Below are 19,334 nucleotides of genomic sequence, written 5' to 3'. Positions count from 1 at the left end.
CGCGACGCCGTCATCGCCGGACTGACCCTGCTCTGGAACTCCGGTGTCGTCGAAGGCCACGTCAACCGGATCAAGATGCTCAAACGCCAGATGTCCGGCCGCGCAGGCTTCGACCTCCTGCGCAAGCGAGTCCTGCTTGCGTGACGGCCTATACCGGCTCCTCGTACACGTCGATCTCGGAGGGCACACGAGCCAGCAGCAGTTCGAGGTGCCCCTCCATGGCGGCTAGCCACTCGTCGAGGCCCGCGTTGGCGTCGTGGAAGAACCATGAGTTGAAGCTTCCCAGGGCGTCCAGGGCGGGTTCGCACTCGTAGTGGAGTTCGCAGTGAATCTGTACGTAGCGGTCGTGCTCACCGCCGTCGTCACTGATGTCGAACTGTCGCGTGAGGTCCACAGTGAACATCGGCCGCCCGCTGAAGGCGTACGTCCCGTACTGGAAGAGCAAGCCGTCTGAATCGGGCGTCGGCGCGGTGGCAAAGCGCTGTCGCGCGAATCGCATGAAGGCCAGCCACGTAGCCCGCGTGGTCAACTCCGTCGCCGACCGCCCGACCTCCAGTTCGGCACGTAGGACATCAAGGGCCTCCTCCATCCGCGGTCTGTCGGGCACGCCAGCTCTCCTCGGTTCGGTGAATCAGCACCCTAATCTCGTCGAGCCGGAGCAAATCCAGCCCTGACCAGCGAGGCAACCGTCTCTCCGCTCGCAATGCCCAGGCCCTGCTGCACAGAACCCGTGCCAGAACCCCAGCTTCGACAGCACTCGTTCAGCGTTTCCGGAGCCACCCCGGCTCCGTCGTGTTCGATGTTCACGAGAAACGGAACGACAGCACACGGCACCCAGCAGGGTGAAACCCGTTGTCGTGTCCTCTCCAAGGTTGCATGCTTCGGGGCGTGATCACCGAAGACGATTCCCCGTACGCCACCGTCACCACTCGTGTCACCGTGCGCGATCTGCTGCCTCAGGATCTGCCGGCGTGCACCTGGTCCGGCTCGGCCACCCATCTACGCCACGTGGAGCGAGAGCTGACGCGTGCTGCGGCAGGGGAGGTGGACTACCTGGCTGTCTGCACTCCCGCGAACCTGCCGGTGGCGATCGGCGGCATCGACTATCAGGTCTCCCCGGAAGCCGGAACCTTGTGGCAGCTCGCCGTGCTGCCGGCGCTGCAGTCCTGTGGCTTGGGAACGCTGCTCGTCCGTGCTGCCGAACAACGAATCCGGCACCGCGGGCTCCGCACGGCCGAACTCGCCGTGGAGGAGGACAACTCCAGGGCACGCGCCCTGTACGAGCGCTTGGGCTACGTCGCATACAGCCGCGAACCGGATGCCTGGGACGAGGAAGGGCCCGACGGATCGATCCGTCGCCACGAGACGATGTGCATCCTCATGCGAAAGAGCCTTTGAGCTTTGCCCAGAGGCATTCACGACGGGCAGCCACATGGTCATCGCTCGGCTGCTCGCCCCACGTGCCGGTGAGTACCCGACAGCCCCGGTGCAAATGCTGTCGTAACTGGTAGATGCTCGATTCGCGCACCGCCGCCGTCTGCTGTCCGAAGCGATGAACAGTTGCTGTCCCTTCTCGGGTTCTGGCTCAACTTCTGTGACGCGGCCACGCTGAGTGAGCGGATCAGCTCGCGGGCGACGAATCCCGGTGGCGAGAAGGGACCGCTGGTCAGTCCCGCGCCTCGGCTCCCGCCCCCTTGTTAAGGAACTGCTTCGCTGCCTCAACCGCTTCTCCGTTGAGTTCCTCGACGGATACTCCCCAGCTCTCCTCCCAGCCGTCCAGGTTGTGCGCGCAGGACACCAGTGGTGCCAGCTCTTCGGGGTAGCCGAGGTCATAGGCGATGTCTGCCCAGATGAGGTGAGTGCCGGTGGCGGGATCCAGGGATCCGTCGGCGATCTGACCGGCGATCCAGTAGGCCATCGCCCACTTTGTGGCCCGGGGGTCCGTGGGTGGGTGGAAGAGCAGTCCCAGCTCGTCCAGGACTTGGTCGAAGAGCTCTGGCGCTTCGGGTTCTTCGCTTCGGAGGAGTCCCGCCAGCATGGCCAGGGACGGGCTTTCGACCCCAGCTACCAGCGCGTCCAGACCTGCCTGGATGAGCCTGTCCGACCCGACATGCCTGCCAAATGCCCTCTCACGCGCGATGCGTCTGAACTGATCGAGGGCGTCGTCGCTGGTCATCAAGGTCTTCTCCGTCGGCATCTGGAAGGGGAAGGCTTACACATCCGCCTCCCCGGCTGCCATCGAGTTCCTACCGTCGTCGGTGATCAGGACATGAGGACGCGCTTCCGCAGGAGGGCGAAGCCTGCGCGGCCGAACATCTGGCGCTTGAGCATCTTGATCCGGTTGGCATGGCCTTCGACGACACCGGAGTTCCAGGGCAGTGTGAGGCCAGCGATGACAGCATTGCGGTCGCGGTCGATGCCTGCGGCGAGGGTGTGGAGGCTGGGCAGGTCGCCCTGACGGACAGCATCGAGCCAGGCGGCCAGGCGCTCGCCCTGGCGCTCGGTGAGCATGGCCGCGAAGGACCGGACGTGCCGGGTGAGGGCGTCGAGTTCGGGGCAGTGCGTCCGGACGGACTTGAGCTGGAGCTGCTCGGCCTCGGCAAGGGTGTCGGGGCGCCGGAGGATCCATCCGGCGACCGGTCGGGCCGATGGCGGCCTGGCGGTCACCGGCCGTGGCGAGGTGCGCTTCTCGCGCAGGTAGGCGCGGACGCGCTGGTAGCTGCCCTTGTAGCCGAGCGGCACGATCTCCTCCCAGAGCTTCCAGGCGTTCGTGCAGCCCTCGCTCCAGCGGTCGTCCAGGTAAGGCTTGTAGTCGTCGAGGACGGAGCGCCGGTTCTGCCACTGTCCGTTGAACAGCTCCTCCGGCGTCGCCGCGTCGGCAAGTTGCTTGACGGTCCGCCAGGTCATCCCGAGTTTGCCGTTCGACCGAGCGCCGGCTGTGCCCTACCTTCAACAGGTCGTGCACCGCGGCGTGACGGGATCGGGTCCGGTCGGCGAACCGGTGCCCGCGTGGCCAGGGTGAGTCGGACGGGCCCGAGGCCGGAGCGGATGCTGGCTCGGGTTCAGGTGCCGCAGGTGTCAGAACGTGCAGGCAGCGGCGGTGCTGGGCGACGGTGCGTTCAGCGGCCTCGCTCAGGTTGTGCCAGAGGTGCCGCCGGTCCGCGACCTGAACCGCCTGCGGTGCTCCGGCAGCGGCGCCTTCAGCGAAGAACGGTGCTCGGTCGCGGCAGATGACTTCGACGCCTGGCCGCCGGGAGAGCCAGGCGGCCAGGCTGGACGCCTCCCGGTCCGGGAGGAGATCGATCGGGCGGCGGGTTTCGACATCCACCAGAACAGTGCCGTAGTGGCGGCCCTTGCGGGTGGCGTACTCATCGACACCGACCACTCGCGGCGCCGGTACTTCCGGCTCGGGAAGCGCATTGACCAGGCGCAAGACCGTGCTCCGGCTCACGGACACGCCGATGACGGATGCCAGCCGGGCGCCAGCACGGCCGGCCAGGGCAAGGCCGACTGCGGCCAGGGCGGAGCGCAGCCGTTCCGTCCGCTGGCCGTACCTGCGCGTCAAGCCGGATATCTGCTCCACGAAGGTCTGGCGCGGGCACATCGTGTTCCGGCACCGGAACCGCCGGACGCGAAGTTGCAGGACAACCCTTCGCCCACCGCTCGGCACATCGGCAGGAAACCGCAGGTAGGAGCTGTGAACGCAGGTCGACCAGATCCCACATCCCGGGCAGGAGGCGCCAGCGGCAGTGCACATCAACGCGCACTATCGCAATGTTCACGTCCACCGACAGCACCGCGATGTTCACGACCGACGGGAACAACAGCTCCTTCAGACGGAGCACGATCTCTTCCACGGCCCCGAACTGTCAGCCCAACTGCCGTGGCCACGGCCTATTTTCGGGCGACTTCGAGCACCCAGCCTCAGACACTCAGCCGTCACTCACAGTGGCCGCTGCACGGAAGTTGAGCCAGAACCCCTTCTCGTGGACAGAGCCACACGTGCACATCACCGGCCTCCGTCAAGGGAAACGCGGTGTCGCCGCAGACGGCCGGGCATTTAGCCTGTGGCGCATGCATCAGCCACGAAGGCGCGACCGGTGCCCGGGCCGCCGCGCACCATCGAAGTCGGCCCGGCGCCAGCAGGCCCGGCGCCGGCCGTTCCGGCTCACGGCCGCAGGTGCTGACGTGGTCCTGGTCGGCTACTTCTCTGCGAAGCAGAAGGACTTCGAAACGCTGATGACGTCGGCAGCCACGGAACTGGCGGCACGTGGTGCCCGGGTCGTCGTGCAGATCGTGCAACGACGAGGCGTCTCGGACGGCGGGGCCCGGAGGATGGGCTTGCCCCATTCCTCGCGGACTCTGCTGAGCCGTGGCAAAGTCCACGAGGTGGCTCAGGCCTGTGAACAGGCCGAAGCCGCTGCAGTGATCTTCGCCACCGCTTTGACAGAGCGCCAGCGGCGCGCGTTGACCGAGATGCTTGGCCGCCCCGCTGTAAGTCTCGCCGACATCCTTGCCGCCGGCTGATCGCCCACTCGGAGGCATTGCGGAACAGGTCCAGAGTCTTGCCGCCGGTCTGCTGGTCCAGGAACAGGAACTCGTCCGGGGCCGGACCGGATGGGTTTCGGCGCACTCGCTGGTGTGCCGGCCTTCGCCCATGGGTGAGCTTGTGCGGATCCGGCGGTCGCCCCACGGCCGCCCCACGGTCGGGGGAGGTCCCGCGCGAGGGACGAACAAGGCGGAGCTGGGCGTGTGCGGTCAGGCCGTGGGTGCCGGCCCGGCGGTGTTCGTACAGCGGCCAGGCGGCGTGCTCGACGAGTTCGTGGAGGAGCAGCCGTCCTTCCTCCCGCCCCGTCCGCTCATCCGCCCCGGGCGCCGTCCCCCTGGGAGCGAGAGCGGTTGGGGTGCGGCTGATTCCGGAGTCTTCGCGGGAGCTGTCCTCACCATGACGGCACGCTGCTCGGGAGCGACCCGGACTACGTCTCTCCGTCGCCTCGCCCCGGTCCGGACGGGGCATCCAGTTCCTGGACCGGCGCCGACGCGAAGACGGCCCCCGCCGGCCACGCGTCCTTGTCCGGCCCCGATGCCGGCACGGCCAGCCGGCGCCGCACCCACGGTCCGCTTCGTTCCGGCAGGTCGACGACCGCCGTGGCCCACACCCCCTCCTCGGCCTCGGCGAACGCGAGGTCCCTCAGACGGGCCCCGCGCTCGTCGAGCTCTTCTCGCAGCCCGTCCGCCACTTCACAACGGAACTCCTCCAGGTAGTCGGCCTTTTGCCCGGAAAGGTCCATGTCGGCACCCGCAGCCGTAGTAGTGGACAGTGATGACTCCGACCGGGCGACGGTCCCGTGACCGGGTACCCACCCGTACGGTGAACACCACCTTTGTACCTCTGTGCCTCCCGCAGGGGGCGAGAAGGAACGTCCGGGCAGGCCGCACGTCATCTCGCTGCCCTGCGGGGCAGTCCGGTACCCGCGGCGGTCGGACGGACCCCTGGTCGGTCCCACGACGCTCCGACCAGCTGAGCCGCACCCCCCCGCTGGGCGAGGTCCTCCTCTTGCGGGTGGAGTGCGGCGTCCCTCGGTGCTCAGGAAGTGAGGCCGAGGCGCGGGCCGCCCCGGTGGCGCAGGCGTCGGAAGAAGGCGAGGACTCCTGCGGAGCCGCCGGCCCAGGTCGCGCTCGGACGGGCAAGGCCGGTGTCCGGGAAGACGGGCCGGGACCAGGTGCCGCCGCTGCGGCTCAGAACGAGCCGGGCGACGGCCTCGGCCCCGTCCCGGAACTCCTCCGAGCCGGACGCTTCCGCGACGTCCACCAGCAGGTCGCCCACTCCGGCCAGACCGCAGCACTGCGTGACCAGCGGCATCCTCGGTGCCAGGGCGACGCAGGCGCGCGCGGCCTGCCGGGCGAGGCCGAGGTGGCGGGGGTCCTTGAGGTTCCCGGCGGCCTGGAGGTGTACGGCTCCGATGCCGGCCAGGCCGCGGCACCACGAGCCGTAGCGGCGGGTCGCCCCGGGCGCGGCGGCCGCGGCGATGACGTCCGGCGTGACGGCGGCCAGGCGTGCGGCTGCCTGCTCGGAGCGGGTGACCGTGTCCGGGTCGCCGGTCCACGCGCCGTACGCGAGGAGGAAGGAGACGACGCCCGCCTCGCCGTGCGCGAGGCCCTCGCGGAGTGCCGCGCTGCCGGGTGAGTCCGGGCCGGCCGGGGTGAGCCGGGCGGTGCCCGAGGCCAGCATGCGGTCGCAACCGGCGGCGACGGCGAGGTGGCGGTCGGCGGCGTGCGGGTCGCCGGACCGCAGGGCGTGCCGGGCGAGCAGCAGACGGCCGATGCCGATGCCGGCGGCGCCCGCGATGAGGTCTGCCTCGGGCGGCCCGCCATCCGGCGCGGGGCCCGGCAGAGCTCCGGACTCCCCGCCTTCGTGGGGCGCCGCGCCCGCCCCCGCCTCCGCCTCCGCGAGGAAGAGTTCGACGCCGGTGCGGCCGGTGTAGAAGCCGGGCGGCAGGTTCCTGGACTGTGCCGCCGTCCACCGGGCCAGCGCGGCGACGGTCTCGCGTACGTGGGGCCGGTCGGTGTGGTGGAGGAGTTCCAGGCCGAGGCCCGAGCTGCCGCCGTAGACGTCGAGCGAGGTGGGGACGGAGAGCCTGGCGGCCCGTACCGGGTCCGTGATCGCCTCGGCCTCGGCGGCGCAGAAGGCGGCCGTGTGCGCGATGACCTCGTCCAGCAGATCGTCGTCGATCCGGAGGGGTACGGGGCGGTGGGCCGGTCCGCGTACCGGCCCACGCGCCGGTACGGGGTGGGGGGCGCCGGTGCGCAGGCGGTCGGCGGCGGCGGTCCGTACGGCCGGGTCGAAGCTCAGGAGGCCGGTGATCGCCGCCCGGACGTTCTGGTGGGCGTCTGCGGGCAGGACCTGCGCCAGGCAGGCCAGGGTCCGGTCCCGGTTGGTCACGCGGTCGGCGTCGACGATCACGGGGTCCAGGCCGGTGGCGGCGAAGAAGAGGGTGGCGCCGAGGGCGTAGTGGTCGTCGGCGGGGGTGGCCGGGCCGGTCGCGGACAGGACCGGTTCGTTGTAGCCGGGGGTCGCGCCGCCCGGCCCCGTACCGTTGCGTTCGCTCGTCCCGAAGTCGACGAGGTGGACGCGGTGACCGGGACGGCCGGGACGGCCGGGACGGCCGAGGTGGCCGAGGTGGCCGAGGTGGCCGGGGCCGTCGAGGACGATGTTGTCGGGCTTGAGGTCGCGGACGACCACGTCCCGGGCGTGGATCGCGTCCAGGATCTCCAGGAGCCGGGCGGCGAGCACGGACAGGGAGCGTCCCGGCCGGGGGCCGTCGTCCCGGTAGGGGCCGTTGCGCAGGATCTCCCGGCGCAGGTCGCGGTCGCCGCAGCTGCTCGTCACCAGGTACTCGTCGGCCCCGTGGGCGAAGTAGTCCAGGACGCGGGGTACGCCGGGGACGCCGTCGAGGGCGGTGAGGACGGCGTGTTCGTTGCGCAGGTGGTGGCGGGCGTCGGCGCCGGACTCCTCCTCGCCGACGAAGGCCCGCGCCTGCTTGACCACCACGGGCCGGCCCAGGGTGCGGTCGGACGCTCGGTAGACGTTGCCCCGGGGGGTACGGGCGATGCCCGCTGTGACGGCGTAGCGGCCGCCTCCGAGGGCGGGCGCGACAGATCCCCCGGCGTGCGCGGGGGCGGCCGCGAAGGGGTCCTCGGCCCAGGGCGGGCGGCGGTAGCGGCCGGTGGCCAGTCCGTCGAAGATCCGGCCGTCCGGGCCGGTCATGACGGATTCGAGCCGTCCGGTCCGGCCTGTCCGGTAGTCGCCGGTGAAGGGGCCGTAGCGGTAGTAGACCGGGGCCCTCGGGTCGACCCGCCGGTCACTGACGACCTGTGGACCCTCCCGGTCGCGCAGGGCGGCGGCGAGTTCCCGGGCGAGGGCCACCACGGTCCCGGCGAGGGGGTAGACGGTGATCGCCTTGCCGACGGCCGCGGCGCTCACCGTGCCGGAGTTGAGGCGGCGCAGTGTCTCCGGGTCGCGGGCGAACTTCGCGTGGCAGACGTGCCGGGACAGTACCGGCAGGACGAGCCGGGTCACGGCGTCGAGCTCGCCGGGGCGCGTCGAGACGTGCAGTTTCCAGCCGTGTTCCATCGCCGGCATCCGGGGGTCGTTGAGGTACGCCCACGTGTCGTCGGACCAGCCGTCGCGGCCGGCGATGGAGACGGCCACCGCTAGGAGTTGAAGTCGCAGGCGAAGCGGGTGGTGGCGGTCACCCAGGGGTCGGAGAGACACGCCGTGTACTCGCGGTCGCCGCGGTCGTCGTCCTCGAACGCGATCGCCGCGTCGTCGATCTCCAGGGGACCCGCGTCGCGGAAGTCGAGGGGTGTGTCGGCTTCCAGAAGTTCCGGCACGGCTACGGGCATGTGACGCCTCCAGGGTCGGTCGTGCGCTGAGGAGCGGGAAGGCCCTGCGCGGGCCGGTGGGCCCGTCGGACCGTGAACTCGCTGGACAAAAGTAGGGAGGGGCGCATCCGGTGACAAGGCGTCGGTTCGGCCATGCTCCCAGCACCGCCGACGGGCCGGGGACGGGATTCCGGGGCGCCGGTACGGTCCGGCGGGAACGCGGGAGGCCCAGGTGGGACGGCGGCCCGGTGGCCGGCGCCGGGGGCGGCGCCGCCCGTCCCGGGACGCCGGGCGGGCCCGTCAAGAGGGTCGTTCGCGCCGTTTCCCGCCCCGCCGCTCGCCGTACGGGCAGCCCGTCATTTCCTGTCCGGACACCTCTGCCGCGCTCGGTGAGGCGTGAAGTGCTCCCCCCTGCACTTCGACGGGACCGCCCGGCCGACCGCGTGGAGAGTCCGTCGTCCACCCACCGGGGAACGACGTGGCCCATCGGGGGACCGACGCGGGAATGCCGTCAGCCGCAAAGAGCGCGCCCACTGGGCGGGGGAGGCCGGTGCCGGGGCAGCACTTCCGTGTCCCCCAGGTCGCCGAGACCGGTGACAGGACCGGCACCGCATCCTGCTGCCGGCCCCCGACGGAAGCGTGGCCCGCGGCTACGTGGGGGCGCATCCCCGGTGAGGTCTGGTACGAGAACGGCCGACGGTCTCGGAGCGCTGTGGGCGTGCGGCGCCCCGCGGTTCAACGAGCGTCTACGGACCGCAGGGCCGCATGGCCCGTACCAGCGGGTGCCGGCGTACTTCCCCGGCCGACTGCGACCCACCGTGCCCGCGCGTCCCGCGCCCCTCCCGGAGCGCGGGGTCCGGGCGCGTCAGAGCGTGGCGCCCATGCGGACCGCCACCTCGCGCACGCCGGCCCGGCCCTGGCCCGCGTCGAAGGGCGTGAGCCGGAAGCGCGGGCGGCTCGCGACGGTGACGGCCGAACCGGTGGGCGTCGCGGTGACGTGGACGGTGAGGACGAGATCCCGGTGGGCGGGGTGCCAGACGCTCTTGAGGCGGCCGGCCGCCCGGTCGTACCTCACGACCTCGGCGTCCTCCTCCAGGTTCCGGGCCGCGCCGCGGGCGAGCCGCAGCGCCTCGTCGGGCGGGACGGGCAGGGCGAACGCGAGCCGGTACGGCACCGTCGCCTCGGCGGGGATGAGCGGGACCCCGGCCCGGCGGAGCTTCAGCAGGTGCTCGGCGCCCAGGCAGAGACAGGCGAGGAAGATGCCGACGGTGACGATCCCGCCGACCAGGGCGGTGACCTCGACCGCCTCCGCCGTCCCGCGGTCGGGGGCGCGGCCGGTCCATTCGAGCTGCGTGACCACGGCCAGGGTCGAGATCAGGCCGTACGGCAGCGCGTACAGCAGCGAGCGGCCCGCCACGAGCAGAAACATCCTCATCACACGCTCCATGTATCAGCCCCGCTCCGGGGAGCGGGGCAGGGGTCCCCCGCAGGCGCGGGGGACCCCAGGTCATCCGTCAGGACGGTAGCCGCCGGTCAGAGCGCGGCGTCCAGCGCCCTCCGCACGTACACCCAGTACCGGGCGCCGAGGTAGCGGACGATGGGCCCGCGCAGCCGGCCCACGGCCCGGCGGATCTGCCGGCCCCATCTGCGCCGGATGGTCGAGATGCCGTACTCGACCCCCGCGCCGCTGATGAAGCCGCGGAGGAACCGCTTCGCGGCCGTCGACGTGCTCCAGCAGCGCTTGTAGCACTGGTAGGCGTACTTCGCGACGGCGAGCACGCCGCCCACCGCGCCGGAGCAGGCGACGGCGCCGAGGCCCGCGCCCTTGCACAGGATCTTGCCGATGGCGAAGTCCAGTGCCTCGAAGGCGAGCTCGCAGAGCCAGCCGCACTTGCGCGGCTTCTTCTTGTGGCCGTCCAGGTCGTAGGAGTTGACCGGGTCGCCCGGGTAGCCGTACGCGTTCTCGTTGCCGCCGTAGACCGGGTCGGGCTGGAGGAAGCGGCCGGTCACCGGGTTGTAGAGGCGGGAGCCCATCAGCGTCAGGCCGGTGAGGGTCTCACCGGAGCGCTGCTTGCCGCCGAGCCAGCTGTAGCGGGTGCCGGGCTGGCCGGCGCGCGGGTTGCCGTACTCGTCGTTGTCGAGCACCAGCGGGGCCGCCGCGGGGTCCAGCGGGAGCTGGAGCGCCACGTCGCCGTGGATGTTGTTCAGCTGGAGCACGACGTCGCCCTCGGCGCTGGTGGTCGCCCCGAGGTCGCCGTCGGCGGTGACCACGTTGCGGGTGACCTCGCCGCTCGCCGTGTCCTCGGTGATCCAGCGCGGGACGTCGGAGTCGTCGCCGTAGTGGTTCACCTTCGACTGCGTCTGCGTCCAGGTGCCGGCGAGGTCCTCCTCGACGGTCCAGGAGCGGACGCGCTGGACGGCGTCGAGCTGCCAGGTCTGCCGCTTGCCGGCCGCCGTCTGCCGGTACGCCAGGTCGTTGGCGTAGTAGCCGATGGTGGTGCCGGGCAGGGCGGTGGTGCGGCCGAAGGCGTCGTAGACGTAGCCGCTGTCGACGAGCCGGTCGGCGCTGTCGTAGGCGTACGCCGTCGTGGTGCCGCCGGTGGTCGGGCAGGTGGCGCCCTCGGCGCCGGTGGCCGTGGTCAGGCCGGTGCGGTTGCCCCGGTTGTCGAAGGCGTAGCCGCGGGTGGTGCACACGTCGCCGACGGTGTCGGTGACGTCGGTGAGCCGGCCCACCTGGTCGTAGCGGTAGTTCTGCACCGACCAGCCGGAGTGGCTGACGACCTGGCCGTGGGCGGACTCGGTGACGATGTCCGAGTAGACCTGCGCGGAGTCGCTGTCACGGGTGTAGGTCCGCGTCAGCGTGGAGCCGGTCGGGTCCTGGCGCTGCGTCATGGTGTAGCCGCCGGGCAGCTTCTGCGCGGAGACCTCGCCGTCGGCGTCGTACGTCGCGGTGAACGTGCCCGCCACCGAGTCCGTGGTGGAGGTCGGCAGGCCGCGCGGGTCGGCGGTGTGGTCGTAGACGTAGGAGGTGGTGGCGCCGGTGCCGTCGGTGACCTTCACCGGACGGCCGAGCAGGTCGTACTCGGTCCTGGTCTCGCCGCCGTCGGCGTCCACGTAGGAGACGAGGCGGCCGAGCTTGTCGTAGCCCTTGTAGAGGGTGCCGCCGGTCGCCGAGGTGGTCTTGACGACCATGCCGGTCTCGCCGTCGTACTCGGTGGTGGTCTCGGGGACCGCCTGGCCGGTGCCGCCGGTCATCGCGGACTTCACGACGCGGCCCGAGCCGTCGAACTCGGTGGTGGTCGTCCGGGTCACGCCGTTGGCGGTCTCGGTGACCTTGGCCGGGTTGCCCCACCAGTTGTACTCGGTGGTGGTGACGGGGAGCTGGCTCGGGTTGGTGCCGCCGCCGGTGACGGCGCCCGCGGGACCGGTGGAGCAGAGCAGGTCGGCCCACTCGGGGCGGCCCTGGCAGGTGCCGGTGCCGGTCGCGGACCAGTAGGTGGTGAGGCGGGTGGCGGCGTCGGTGCCGGTGGAGCCGGGACGGCTCTCCTTGACGACCCTGCCCTGCGCGTCGCGCTCGACGACGCTGGTGATGGCCTTGCCCGCCGGGTCCTCGACGGACCGGAGCGGAACGCCCTTCGCCCAGTCGTAGACGGTCTGGACGACCCGGGGGTCGGCCTGGACGGTCGGGAACTGGAGCACCTGCGCGCCGGTGCTGATCTTCGTCAGCTGGTCCTGGACGGTCGCGGTGCCGTCGGTGGGCCGGCCGCCGTCGTACTCGTTGAGCACCCAGGAGCGGGCGGGCGCCGAGGCACCGGCCGGGAGCAGGGTGGTGGTGCCGGACTTCAGGTCGCCGGTCAGGGTGATCCGGTGCAGCGGCCCGAGGCTGTCCAGCTCACGGGTGCCGTTCTCGTCGTAGTGCGTGCGCGTCGACAGCAGTTCGGCCCGCTCGGCGGTCGTCATGCCGTTGATGCCGAGGTCGGCGAGGGTGGCGTTGTCGGCGGCGGAGAGCCCCAGGGCGGTGGCCCGGTTGCCGGCGGTCAGCTCGCGGACGGTGTTGCCGAACCGGTCGTACTCGGTGGTGGTGATGTGACCGCCGGGCGCGGCGGTGTTGACCTGCCGGCCGGAGGCGTTGACGTAGGTGATCTTCGCCCGCCGGTAGGCGTCGGCGGTGAGGCCGGAGCCGGCGTGGGCGGAGGGCACGGCGTCGGCCGGGAAGACCGCGGTGGCGTCGGTGGGGGCGTCGAGCTGGCCCCAGGCGCCCACGTCCGCGGCGCCCATCCGGTGCGGCGCGGAGGAACCGGTCAGCGGCACGTCGTAGACGATGCTGGTGGCCGCCTCGCCCTCGACGACGTCACGGGTGCCCTGCCGGAGGCCGGGACGGCGCACCTTGAGCAGCATGCCCTCGCCGGCGGTGGCGGCGTTGCCCGCCTTGCCGTAGTCGAAGTCCCAGCCCAGCTGCGACTTCTCCTGGAGCCAGGTGACGCGGCCCGCGGAGTCGTACGAGTACTGCGTCTGGGTGGCCTGCGACAGGGTGGGGTTCCACTGCTGGCGCAGCTTGCCGCCCAGGTCGTAGCGGTAGGTGGCGACGGCCTTGGAGGTGGCGGAGGCGGCACCCGGCTCGGTGGACCAGGCCAGGATCTCCTTCACCCGGCCCGTGTAGTCGCCGAACTCGGCGCCGCCGGACCAGCCGGTGGCGGTGGTGGAGGTGGCGTACACGAACTCCAGGACGCGGCAGCCCTTGGTGGAGGGAGTGGCGGCGCAGGTGGCGGAGGGCACGGCCGAGGTCGGCGCGACGATCCGCTTCGGGCGGGCCAGGGTCTTCCCGTTCTCGGTGACGGTCTCGGAGACCACCTGGGTGGTGGTGTTGGAGAGGCCGTTGAGGGTGGTGCTGGAGACCTGCCACGCGGTGGCGCCGGTGCCCGGCTTCGTGAAGACGGTGGCGGCGCCCTCGGTGTCCTTGAGGGTGAACGTGCCGGTCGGCGAGCCGGTGAGGGTGTACTCCTCGGAGCCGGGCTCGGCCTTCCAGCCGCCGCCGGTGGTGGCCGTGAAGCCGGTCTCGCCGCCCTCGTGGTCGATCACGACGACCGAGGTCGCGGAGGTCTGCTTGAGGTAGGCCCACTCGGACTTGGTGACCTCGGCGACCGTGTTGGCGTTCCACTCGGTGCCGAAGATCGGAGCCTGGCCGTCGGTCTCGGGGGTGCCGACGGGACGGGACTCGGCGGTGCGGCTGACGGAGACGCCGAACAGCGAGGCGTCGGTCGCCTGGAGGGTGTAGTTGCCGGTGAGCAGGTTGACCGAGCCGGGGCCCGCCTCGGCCGACGGGGCGGTGCCCGCGTTCCGGTCGACGGTCACGGTGTTGGCCGGGGAGTACGCCGTCGAGGTGCCGTCGGTGAACGCCGCGCGGACCTCGACCGGGCCGTCGGTGGTGAGGGTGTCGGTGATGTTCCAGGTGAGCCCGGCGGGGACGCCGCCCGGGGCCGCCACCGGCCAGGCGGTGACGGCGGAGCCGTCGGACGCCTTGGTCACGTGGGCGGCCGGCACGTTCGTCCACGTGTCGGTCTCACCGCGGCGGTACTGGTAGGTGACGCCGGTGTAGGTGTTCTTGGCCTGGGCCGAGAGGCCGACCCGGCGGGCCGACCGCTCGCCGTCGCCGGGGGTGGTCAGCGCGGCGGCCGAACCGGCGTAGAAGACGCGGCTGGTGGCGGCGGAGACGTTGCCCGCCGCGTCCCGCGTGCGCGCCGACAGGGTGTGCTTGCCGGCGCCGAAGGACAGCGTCCGGGTGACCGCGGCGCCGGTGGTGGCGACCGTCGTCCAGGCGCCGCCGTCCAGCGCGTACTGGACGTCCTTCACGTCGGAGGCCGGCGGGGTGAAGGTGAAGTCGCCGGAGTAGGTGCCGTCGGCGCCGGGCGTGCCGGACCAGGTGTCGGCGGGGAAGGCCGTCGAGGCGATGGCCGTGGTGCCGGGCGCCGTGGTGTCGACGGTGAAGTTCTGCCAGGCGGACCAGGTGCCGTTCCACACCGAGCCGTCGTAGACGGCGGCGCGCCACTTGTAGGCGCCCGGGGCGAGCGCGGTCGTCGGGGTCCACGGGGCGTTGGCGCCCGAGGCGACGAAGGCGGACTTGCCGGTCTGCAGCGCGGCGGTGCCGGTCGCCGTCCAGATCTCGTACGAGAGCTGGACCGTGTTGCCGTCGGCGTCCGTGGCCTTGCCGGTGATGGTCGGCGTGGCGTCGTTGGTGGCCGTGCCGCTCAGCGGGGAGACCGGGGTGGCCGCGCCGGGCTTGGTGTTGTAGGTGACCGAGAGGTACGGGGTGTTGGAGGCCGCGTTGCCGGAGTTGAAGCGCTTCCAGCCGTACGGGTCGGTCTCGTCGGTGGCGCGGATGCCCAGGTGGTTGCTTCCGTTGCCGTTGCTCGCCCAGCTCTGCGCCATCGAGGTCACGTCGGCGTTGACCCAGCCGTCGGCGCAGGTGGAGGAGAAGCCCTTGGTCTGGGTGCTGCTCGCCTGCTTGGTGCTCCAGGTGGGCTGCGCGGTCCAGCGGGTGGCGGTGCTCGCCGCGCTCGTGGTCCACACCTCCCAGGGCTTGGCGGTGCAGGACCAGGAGTGGGTGGCCCACAGGTTCAGCTTCGCGGACTGGATCACCTTGCCCGATATCTGGGACATCGGGAAGGAGAGGAAGGAACGGGCGACCTGGCCGGAGCCGTTGTTGCCGAGCTTCAGCTCGGTGGCGGCGGACTGGTCGGTGCCGTAGCCCTGCTGGACGAAGGTGTCGAAGCTGGTGCCGAGGTTCACCGCCGGGTCGACGGTGACCGGGAAGACGGTCTCCGGGTCGGCCAGGAACGCCGCGTCGGGGGTGAGGGTCAGGTCGACCCGGTCGCCGGTCTGCGTGACCTTCAGGCCCACGTCGGCCCGGTGCGTGTGGTCGCCGGAGGCCTTGTCGACGCGCGCGTCCCACATGACCGGGGCGGGCAGCTGACCGACCTGCTTCCCCGTCTTCGCGTCGAGGAACGTGACCGAACGGTCCGCGTTCGCCCGCGCCTTGAGGCCCTTCGCGTCCAGCGACAGGGTGACCGAGCCGTTGGCGGCGACGGCGTCGCGGCTCTTCAGCTCCAGGTACTGCTCGAAGCCGGTACGGGTCGACTCGATCAGCAGGTCGGTGGCGGGCAGGGCGTCGGCGTAGCGGGCGGTGGTGCCCGACAGCGTCGGCTCGGGGAGCGTGCCGCGCCAGGACACCGTCATCCCGCGGCCCTTGGCGTCGTCGAGGGTGACCAGCGGCACCGCGGGGGAGGCGGGCTGTCCGGCCTTCGCGCCCGAGGCCTTGAACTTCGCCCGGCCGGCCGCGGGGGTGCGGCCCGCCAGCTTCAGCCCGAGCGGGTGGGCGCGGCCGGTCACGCTGCCGTCGCCGTTCTTGACCAGGTCGACGTCGACGTCGCGCCACTCACCGTCGGCGCCGCGGAACCGCACGGGGCCGCCGGCCGTCTCGACGGTGACGCTCCCGTCCGGGTTGGCGTAGCTGGTGGAGTTCTCGGTGCGCTCGGACAGCGCCTCGACCCGCTTGCCGGACAGCTTCGCCGCGACCTGCGCGGAGGCGAGGTCCTGGGCCTCCGTGGCGTACGTGACCGGCTGTTCGGCGGCCGGCGCGGCGCGCGGGGTGGGGGACAGCGCCACGGCCTGGCCGGCGTCGCCCACGAGGAGTGCCGCCTCGATGCCGAGCACCGCGGCGACGGTCATCGCCACCGACGGGATCAGTCTGCGGCGGCGCTGGAGGGCGACGGAAGCGCCCTTCCAGGGGGAGCGGCCGGGCGCGGACACGCCTGGACCCTCCCACGACAAGTCGTGCTTCAACTCTTCTCCTGGCAGGGCCGCGACCGCCCTTCGCGCCTCTGGCGCCCGCGGGGACCTGCAATCGTCTTCGACGAACCGATGAACCGATGAATGACAGCCGGGGCGCGAGAGCCGCTGCGGGGTTGGACTTTGCCCCAGGCATGTGACGCGGGTCAAAGATCGATTCGATATTTGAGGAAGAACTGAGCAAGGTCGCACGGCTTTCCGTACGCGTTCACAGCAACCCCACCGAGAAGAGGTGATGCCGCATCAAGAACGGCCATATCTAGACATGTAGAAGTCGTGAAGCCACAGGTCACCCAGGGTCGACCACCCCCGGGCCCGACCCGCGCGCGAACCCCCGGAAAAGGTCGCGGGCGAAACGAAGGCGTTTCGGTGCGCCATTCTTCACGTGATATTTGACCGTCATTTTACTTCTCGTGAAGGAGAGTTTGGCAGAACTCCCCGGGCGGGCGGGCGGGCGGGCGGGCAGGCGGGCAGGCGGAATGCTCCAGGCGAGGACGGATACGTTTCCCGGGACGCGGCGGTTCTTCGGGACGACGAGGCGGCCGTACTCCTCCGGACCGCACGGCGCGCACGGCCGGGCGGGCCTCACCGACCGAAACGGCACCGGGCGCAGGAGCCCGCGCCTTCCGGCGCGAGACGTTCCCGCCGACCAGACTGACCCGGGCACCTCCCGCCGCAGGCCGCACAGCGCGACCGGGCCGCTGCCGGCCCCTCCGGCATCCGGCGGAGGCCGCCGCGCCGACGGCCGGGCACCCGTCGCGCCGCACCGTCAAGTGCCGTGGCGGTGCTCCCGTCGTACCGCACGGCTCTGGCAAGAATCCTGTCGATGCCTCTGACGCGGGCGTGGGGGTTCACACCTGGACGAGGCCCGGCGCGCCCACGGCAGGCATGTACGGGATGCGGCCGGCTCGGCGAGTGGTGTCACAGCCGCTGCACACGACGCCTCGCCGTTGCGGCGCCTGGTGGAGGTCACCGGTGTGGTGCCGGCGGACCGGGGTGGTGCCCGGATGCTGGGTGTGGACGATTTCGCGCTCTACGGCGACACCTGCGGCACCTTCCTGGCCGACGCCACCACCCGCCTCCCGCTCACTGGCTTCGTTCACGCGAGAACGGACAGCAGGTGCCCACGGCTTCGAGCAGCGTCAGGGGCCGCCGCTGTTCTCATGCTCGATGAGACGTCCCCGCGCGATGACGGACCCCGGTGGCCGCCCTCGACGCGCGCATCGAATCCGAGCGGCGGAACGAGGATGCGAAGCGGCAGCCCGGAGGACTACAACAAGGGGATGACCGTCTTCCTCTGTTCCAAGTGCGGCGCCGCGATCACGTCGGAGCTGGCGGAGCTGGCCGCCGTCCCCGACTTCTCCGTCGGCGAGCGCGACCGGGACAAGGAGACGCGCCGGGCACCTTCCATCATTCCGCAGGGCCGCTACGCGATCGATCCCGAACCCTGGGGACCCCCTACGTCGTGCAGGACGATCAGGACAACCCCAAGCCGGCTCAGCCGCGAGGGCATCGGATCTGTCGCGAAGAAGGCTTCGTCATCTCGGCGGGCCGCCGACGGACAGTAGTGGTGCACCCCGACGACGCGGCAGGCCTGCAGCCACTGCCCAACGGGGAGAACAGCACCGGGTGCTGTGGACCGGCAGGCGACGAGGGGCTCAACCGGGCCTGCCCCTGCGGTGCTCCGGTCGCGACCCTCGCGGCCGACTGCTTCGGACCCTACGAACTGCACCTCGACCCCGTCCGGACCTACGCGTTCTCCCAGTAAGACCCCGAATTCCCCCGGGAGACACGCCCGCTCCGCCGCTCCGCCGAGCGGTGGGCGTGCGTCAGACACGGGCATCAGGGCGACGTTCGATCCCCATGAGGCTTCGCCGCCTCCCGAACTGGTGAATGAACACTGCTCACACGTGCGCACAAAGCCAGCCCTCCGTCCTTCCTGCGGCGCCGGGACCAGCCAGGTTCTGGAAAGATCCGGGGATGCTCATCAACCAGGCCGCTGAGACCGGCCTCGACGACGACACCCCTTGGACCGCCCTGTACGAGCGGACCGATGACGGACACGGCGACTACGTCTCGGAGGTGCGCAGCGCGGTCGAGTACGGCCTGCACGATCCCCGGGACTCGGTGGAGATGGCCTGCGCGGCCGCCGAGACCGCCGGCGCCTCGGTCCACTCCCTGTCGAGTGCCTGGTCCCTCTACACGCCGCAGGACGCGGCGACGGTCGCCTCCGCGCTCTTCGTCCAGCTCCGGCACAACGCCGACGCCCTCCAGGAGCTCGTGCATTCGGTCGGCCGAATCGTCGAGCGCGGCGAGGCCGAGCTGCCCGCCCCGGCCGGGCCCGGGCAGCCGGCGAACCTGGCCGACGCCCTGGCGACGCTGCGGACGGTGGCCGATACGGTCCACAAGCTGGTCGACCGGCACGCCTCCACCACCGTGCGCGCCCTGCACGCCGCCCCCGGCACCGCTCCCTTGCCCACCGACGTCCACGAGACCGTGGTGGCCGTTGCCGCCCTGCTCGCCGAGCGGCACGACCAGGAGGTGATGCTGAACCAGCACCACTCCGACGGCGCGTACGAGGACGCCGACGAAGATTTCGGATGCGGCTGCACCATCACGATCACCGACGGCGGCGAGGAGTACACCTTCCACCGCGGCGAATCCGAATGGTCACTCACCCGGCAGTCGGAGGGCGAGGAGCAGCCCGACGGCTCCATCGCCTTCAGGACCTGGCAGACCCTGAGCACCACGCTGAAGACCGCCCACCCGCAGCAGCTCGCCGACGATACCTTGCGCGTCATCGCGGCCGACCGGGCCTGACCGCCGGCGGCGCCGAGGAGAAAGGGGCGGGCATGCCCGAGCGGGAGACGCCGCTCGGAAGAACCGGGAAAGACCGGATGATCACGTGCCGGACAGCGGTGGCAAGGCCGCCGAGGAAGTCACCCGTCCGCTGCCGGCGGCAGTGGACGGCAGTGGACTGCCGGGCAGGGACGGCAGATCCGGCCCAGGCGGGCTCCGGCCCGGGCCGGAGCCCGCGTACGAAATGTGCCCACACCCGCATTCCGTGAGGTCGACTCCACCACCGCACCCGACAGATGCGGAAA

General features: G+C 71.6%; 13 protein-coding genes and 1 pseudogene. 4 read left to right on the top strand and 10 right to left on the bottom strand.

The window, feature by feature from the left end; all coding sequences use genetic code 11:
- Nucleotides 1–148: 148 nt before the first annotated feature.
- Nucleotides 149–607 carry a hypothetical protein gene (locus ACF1ED_RS07635; RefSeq protein ID WP_391757610.1) on the bottom strand — a complete coding sequence of 153 codons (459 nt, stop codon included), beginning with the start codon at nucleotides 605–607 and terminating at the stop codon, nucleotides 149–151.
- A gap of 269 nt (nucleotides 608–876) precedes the next feature.
- Here ACF1ED_RS07635 and ACF1ED_RS07630 point away from each other — a divergent pair, with 269 nt between their 5' ends.
- Nucleotides 877–1,398 (top strand): GNAT family N-acetyltransferase, encoded by a 522-nt coding sequence (locus tag ACF1ED_RS07630; protein WP_391757608.1) that lies wholly within the window; start codon nucleotides 877–879, stop codon nucleotides 1,396–1,398.
- A gap of 268 nt (nucleotides 1,399–1,666) precedes the next feature.
- Here the strand turns inward: ACF1ED_RS07630 and ACF1ED_RS07625 are convergent, their stop codons facing one another.
- The 3 genes and pseudogenes from ACF1ED_RS07625 to ACF1ED_RS07615 all read right to left on the bottom strand — a co-directional run.
- A complete protein-coding gene (locus tag ACF1ED_RS07625; RefSeq protein WP_391757606.1) occupies nucleotides 1,667–2,176 on the bottom strand; it encodes a hypothetical protein in 510 nt (169 codons plus the stop codon).
- 86 nt (nucleotides 2,177–2,262) lie between these two features.
- Nucleotides 2,263–2,907: a transposase gene (locus ACF1ED_RS07620; RefSeq protein WP_391757604.1), complete on the bottom strand. Its 645-nt coding sequence runs from the start codon at nucleotides 2,905–2,907 to the stop codon at nucleotides 2,263–2,265.
- A 238-nt stretch (nucleotides 2,908–3,145) separates the two neighbouring features.
- Nucleotides 3,146–3,757, bottom strand: a pseudogene (locus ACF1ED_RS07615) (ISL3 family transposase); the annotation flags it as partial.
- Between the two features lie 317 nt (nucleotides 3,758–4,074).
- Between ACF1ED_RS07615 and ACF1ED_RS07610 the strand changes: the two are divergent.
- Nucleotides 4,075–4,527: a hypothetical protein gene (locus tag ACF1ED_RS07610; RefSeq protein WP_391757602.1), complete on the top strand. Its 453-nt coding sequence runs from the start codon at nucleotides 4,075–4,077 to the stop codon at nucleotides 4,525–4,527.
- Between the two features lie 449 nt (nucleotides 4,528–4,976).
- Here ACF1ED_RS07610 and ACF1ED_RS07605 read toward each other — a convergent pair whose 3' ends face one another.
- The 6 genes from ACF1ED_RS07605 to ACF1ED_RS07580 all read right to left on the bottom strand — a co-directional run bounded on the left by ACF1ED_RS07605 (nucleotide 4,977) and on the right by ACF1ED_RS07580 (nucleotide 17,333).
- The gene (locus ACF1ED_RS07605; protein WP_391757600.1) at nucleotides 4,977–5,291 is read right to left on the bottom strand and encodes a hypothetical protein; all 315 of its coding nucleotides are present in this window, start codon (nucleotides 5,289–5,291) and stop codon (nucleotides 4,977–4,979) included.
- Between the two features lie 296 nt (nucleotides 5,292–5,587).
- Nucleotides 5,588–8,212, bottom strand: a complete 2,625-nt coding sequence (lanL, locus tag ACF1ED_RS07600; RefSeq protein WP_391757598.1) for a class IV lanthionine synthetase LanL — start codon at nucleotides 8,210–8,212, stop codon at nucleotides 5,588–5,590.
- A gap of 2 nt (nucleotides 8,213–8,214) precedes the next feature.
- Nucleotides 8,215–8,406, bottom strand: coding sequence for an SflA family class IV lanthipeptide (locus tag ACF1ED_RS07595; RefSeq protein ID WP_391757596.1), 192 nt, complete (start codon nucleotides 8,404–8,406; stop codon nucleotides 8,215–8,217).
- 844 nt (nucleotides 8,407–9,250) lie between these two features.
- The gene (locus tag ACF1ED_RS07590; RefSeq protein ID WP_391757594.1) at nucleotides 9,251–9,820 is read right to left on the bottom strand and encodes a hypothetical protein; all 570 of its coding nucleotides are present in this window, start codon (nucleotides 9,818–9,820) and stop codon (nucleotides 9,251–9,253) included.
- A 98-nt stretch (nucleotides 9,821–9,918) separates the two neighbouring features.
- Nucleotides 9,919–16,110: a DNRLRE domain-containing protein gene (locus ACF1ED_RS07585; protein ID WP_391758717.1), complete on the bottom strand. Its 6,192-nt coding sequence runs from the start codon at nucleotides 16,108–16,110 to the stop codon at nucleotides 9,919–9,921.
- A gap of 971 nt (nucleotides 16,111–17,081) precedes the next feature.
- Nucleotides 17,082–17,333: a hypothetical protein gene (locus tag ACF1ED_RS07580; RefSeq protein WP_391757592.1), complete on the bottom strand. Its 252-nt coding sequence runs from the start codon at nucleotides 17,331–17,333 to the stop codon at nucleotides 17,082–17,084.
- Nucleotides 17,334–17,513: 180 nt separating this feature from the next.
- Between ACF1ED_RS07580 and ACF1ED_RS07575 the strand changes: the two genes are divergently transcribed.
- Nucleotides 17,514–17,798: a hypothetical protein gene (locus ACF1ED_RS07575; protein WP_391757590.1), complete on the top strand. Its 285-nt coding sequence runs from the start codon at nucleotides 17,514–17,516 to the stop codon at nucleotides 17,796–17,798.
- Nucleotides 17,799–18,210: 412 nt separating this feature from the next.
- A complete protein-coding gene (locus ACF1ED_RS07570; protein WP_391757588.1) occupies nucleotides 18,211–19,050 on the top strand; it encodes a hypothetical protein in 840 nt (279 codons plus the stop codon).
- Nucleotides 19,051–19,334 lie beyond the last annotated feature (284 nt).

The organism is Streptomyces sp. NPDC014656 (genome assembly GCF_043084305.1).
In the GTDB taxonomy this organism is placed as follows: Bacteria; Actinomycetota; Actinomycetes; order Streptomycetales; family Streptomycetaceae; genus Streptomyces.
The sequence above is the reverse complement of the archived record's forward strand: the minus strand, read 5'-3'. Positions and strand labels throughout refer to the sequence as shown.

Coding starts and splice junctions, on each gene's coding strand:
- ACF1ED_RS07630 (WP_391757608.1), top strand. CDS start 877: ATGCTTCGGGGCGTGATCACCGAAGACGATTCCCCGTACGCCACCGTC.
- ACF1ED_RS07625 (WP_391757606.1), bottom strand. CDS start 2,176: ATGACCAGCGACGACGCCCTCGATCAGTTCAGACGCATCGCGCGTGAG.
- ACF1ED_RS07620 (WP_391757604.1), bottom strand. CDS start 2,907: ATGACCTGGCGGACCGTCAAGCAACTTGCCGACGCGGCGACGCCGGAG.
- ACF1ED_RS07610 (WP_391757602.1), top strand. CDS start 4,075: ATGCATCAGCCACGAAGGCGCGACCGGTGCCCGGGCCGCCGCGCACCA.
- ACF1ED_RS07605 (WP_391757600.1), bottom strand. CDS start 5,291: ATGGACCTTTCCGGGCAAAAGGCCGACTACCTGGAGGAGTTCCGTTGT.
- ACF1ED_RS07595 (WP_391757596.1), bottom strand. CDS start 8,406: ATGCCCGTAGCCGTGCCGGAACTTCTGGAAGCCGACACACCCCTCGAC.
- ACF1ED_RS07590 (WP_391757594.1), bottom strand. CDS start 9,820: ATGAGGATGTTTCTGCTCGTGGCGGGCCGCTCGCTGCTGTACGCGCTG.
- ACF1ED_RS07585 (WP_391758717.1), bottom strand. CDS start 16,110: ATGACCGTCGCCGCGGTGCTCGGCATCGAGGCGGCACTCCTCGTGGGC.
- ACF1ED_RS07575 (WP_391757590.1), top strand. CDS start 17,514: ATGACCGTCTTCCTCTGTTCCAAGTGCGGCGCCGCGATCACGTCGGAG.
- ACF1ED_RS07570 (WP_391757588.1), top strand. CDS start 18,211: ATGCTCATCAACCAGGCCGCTGAGACCGGCCTCGACGACGACACCCCT.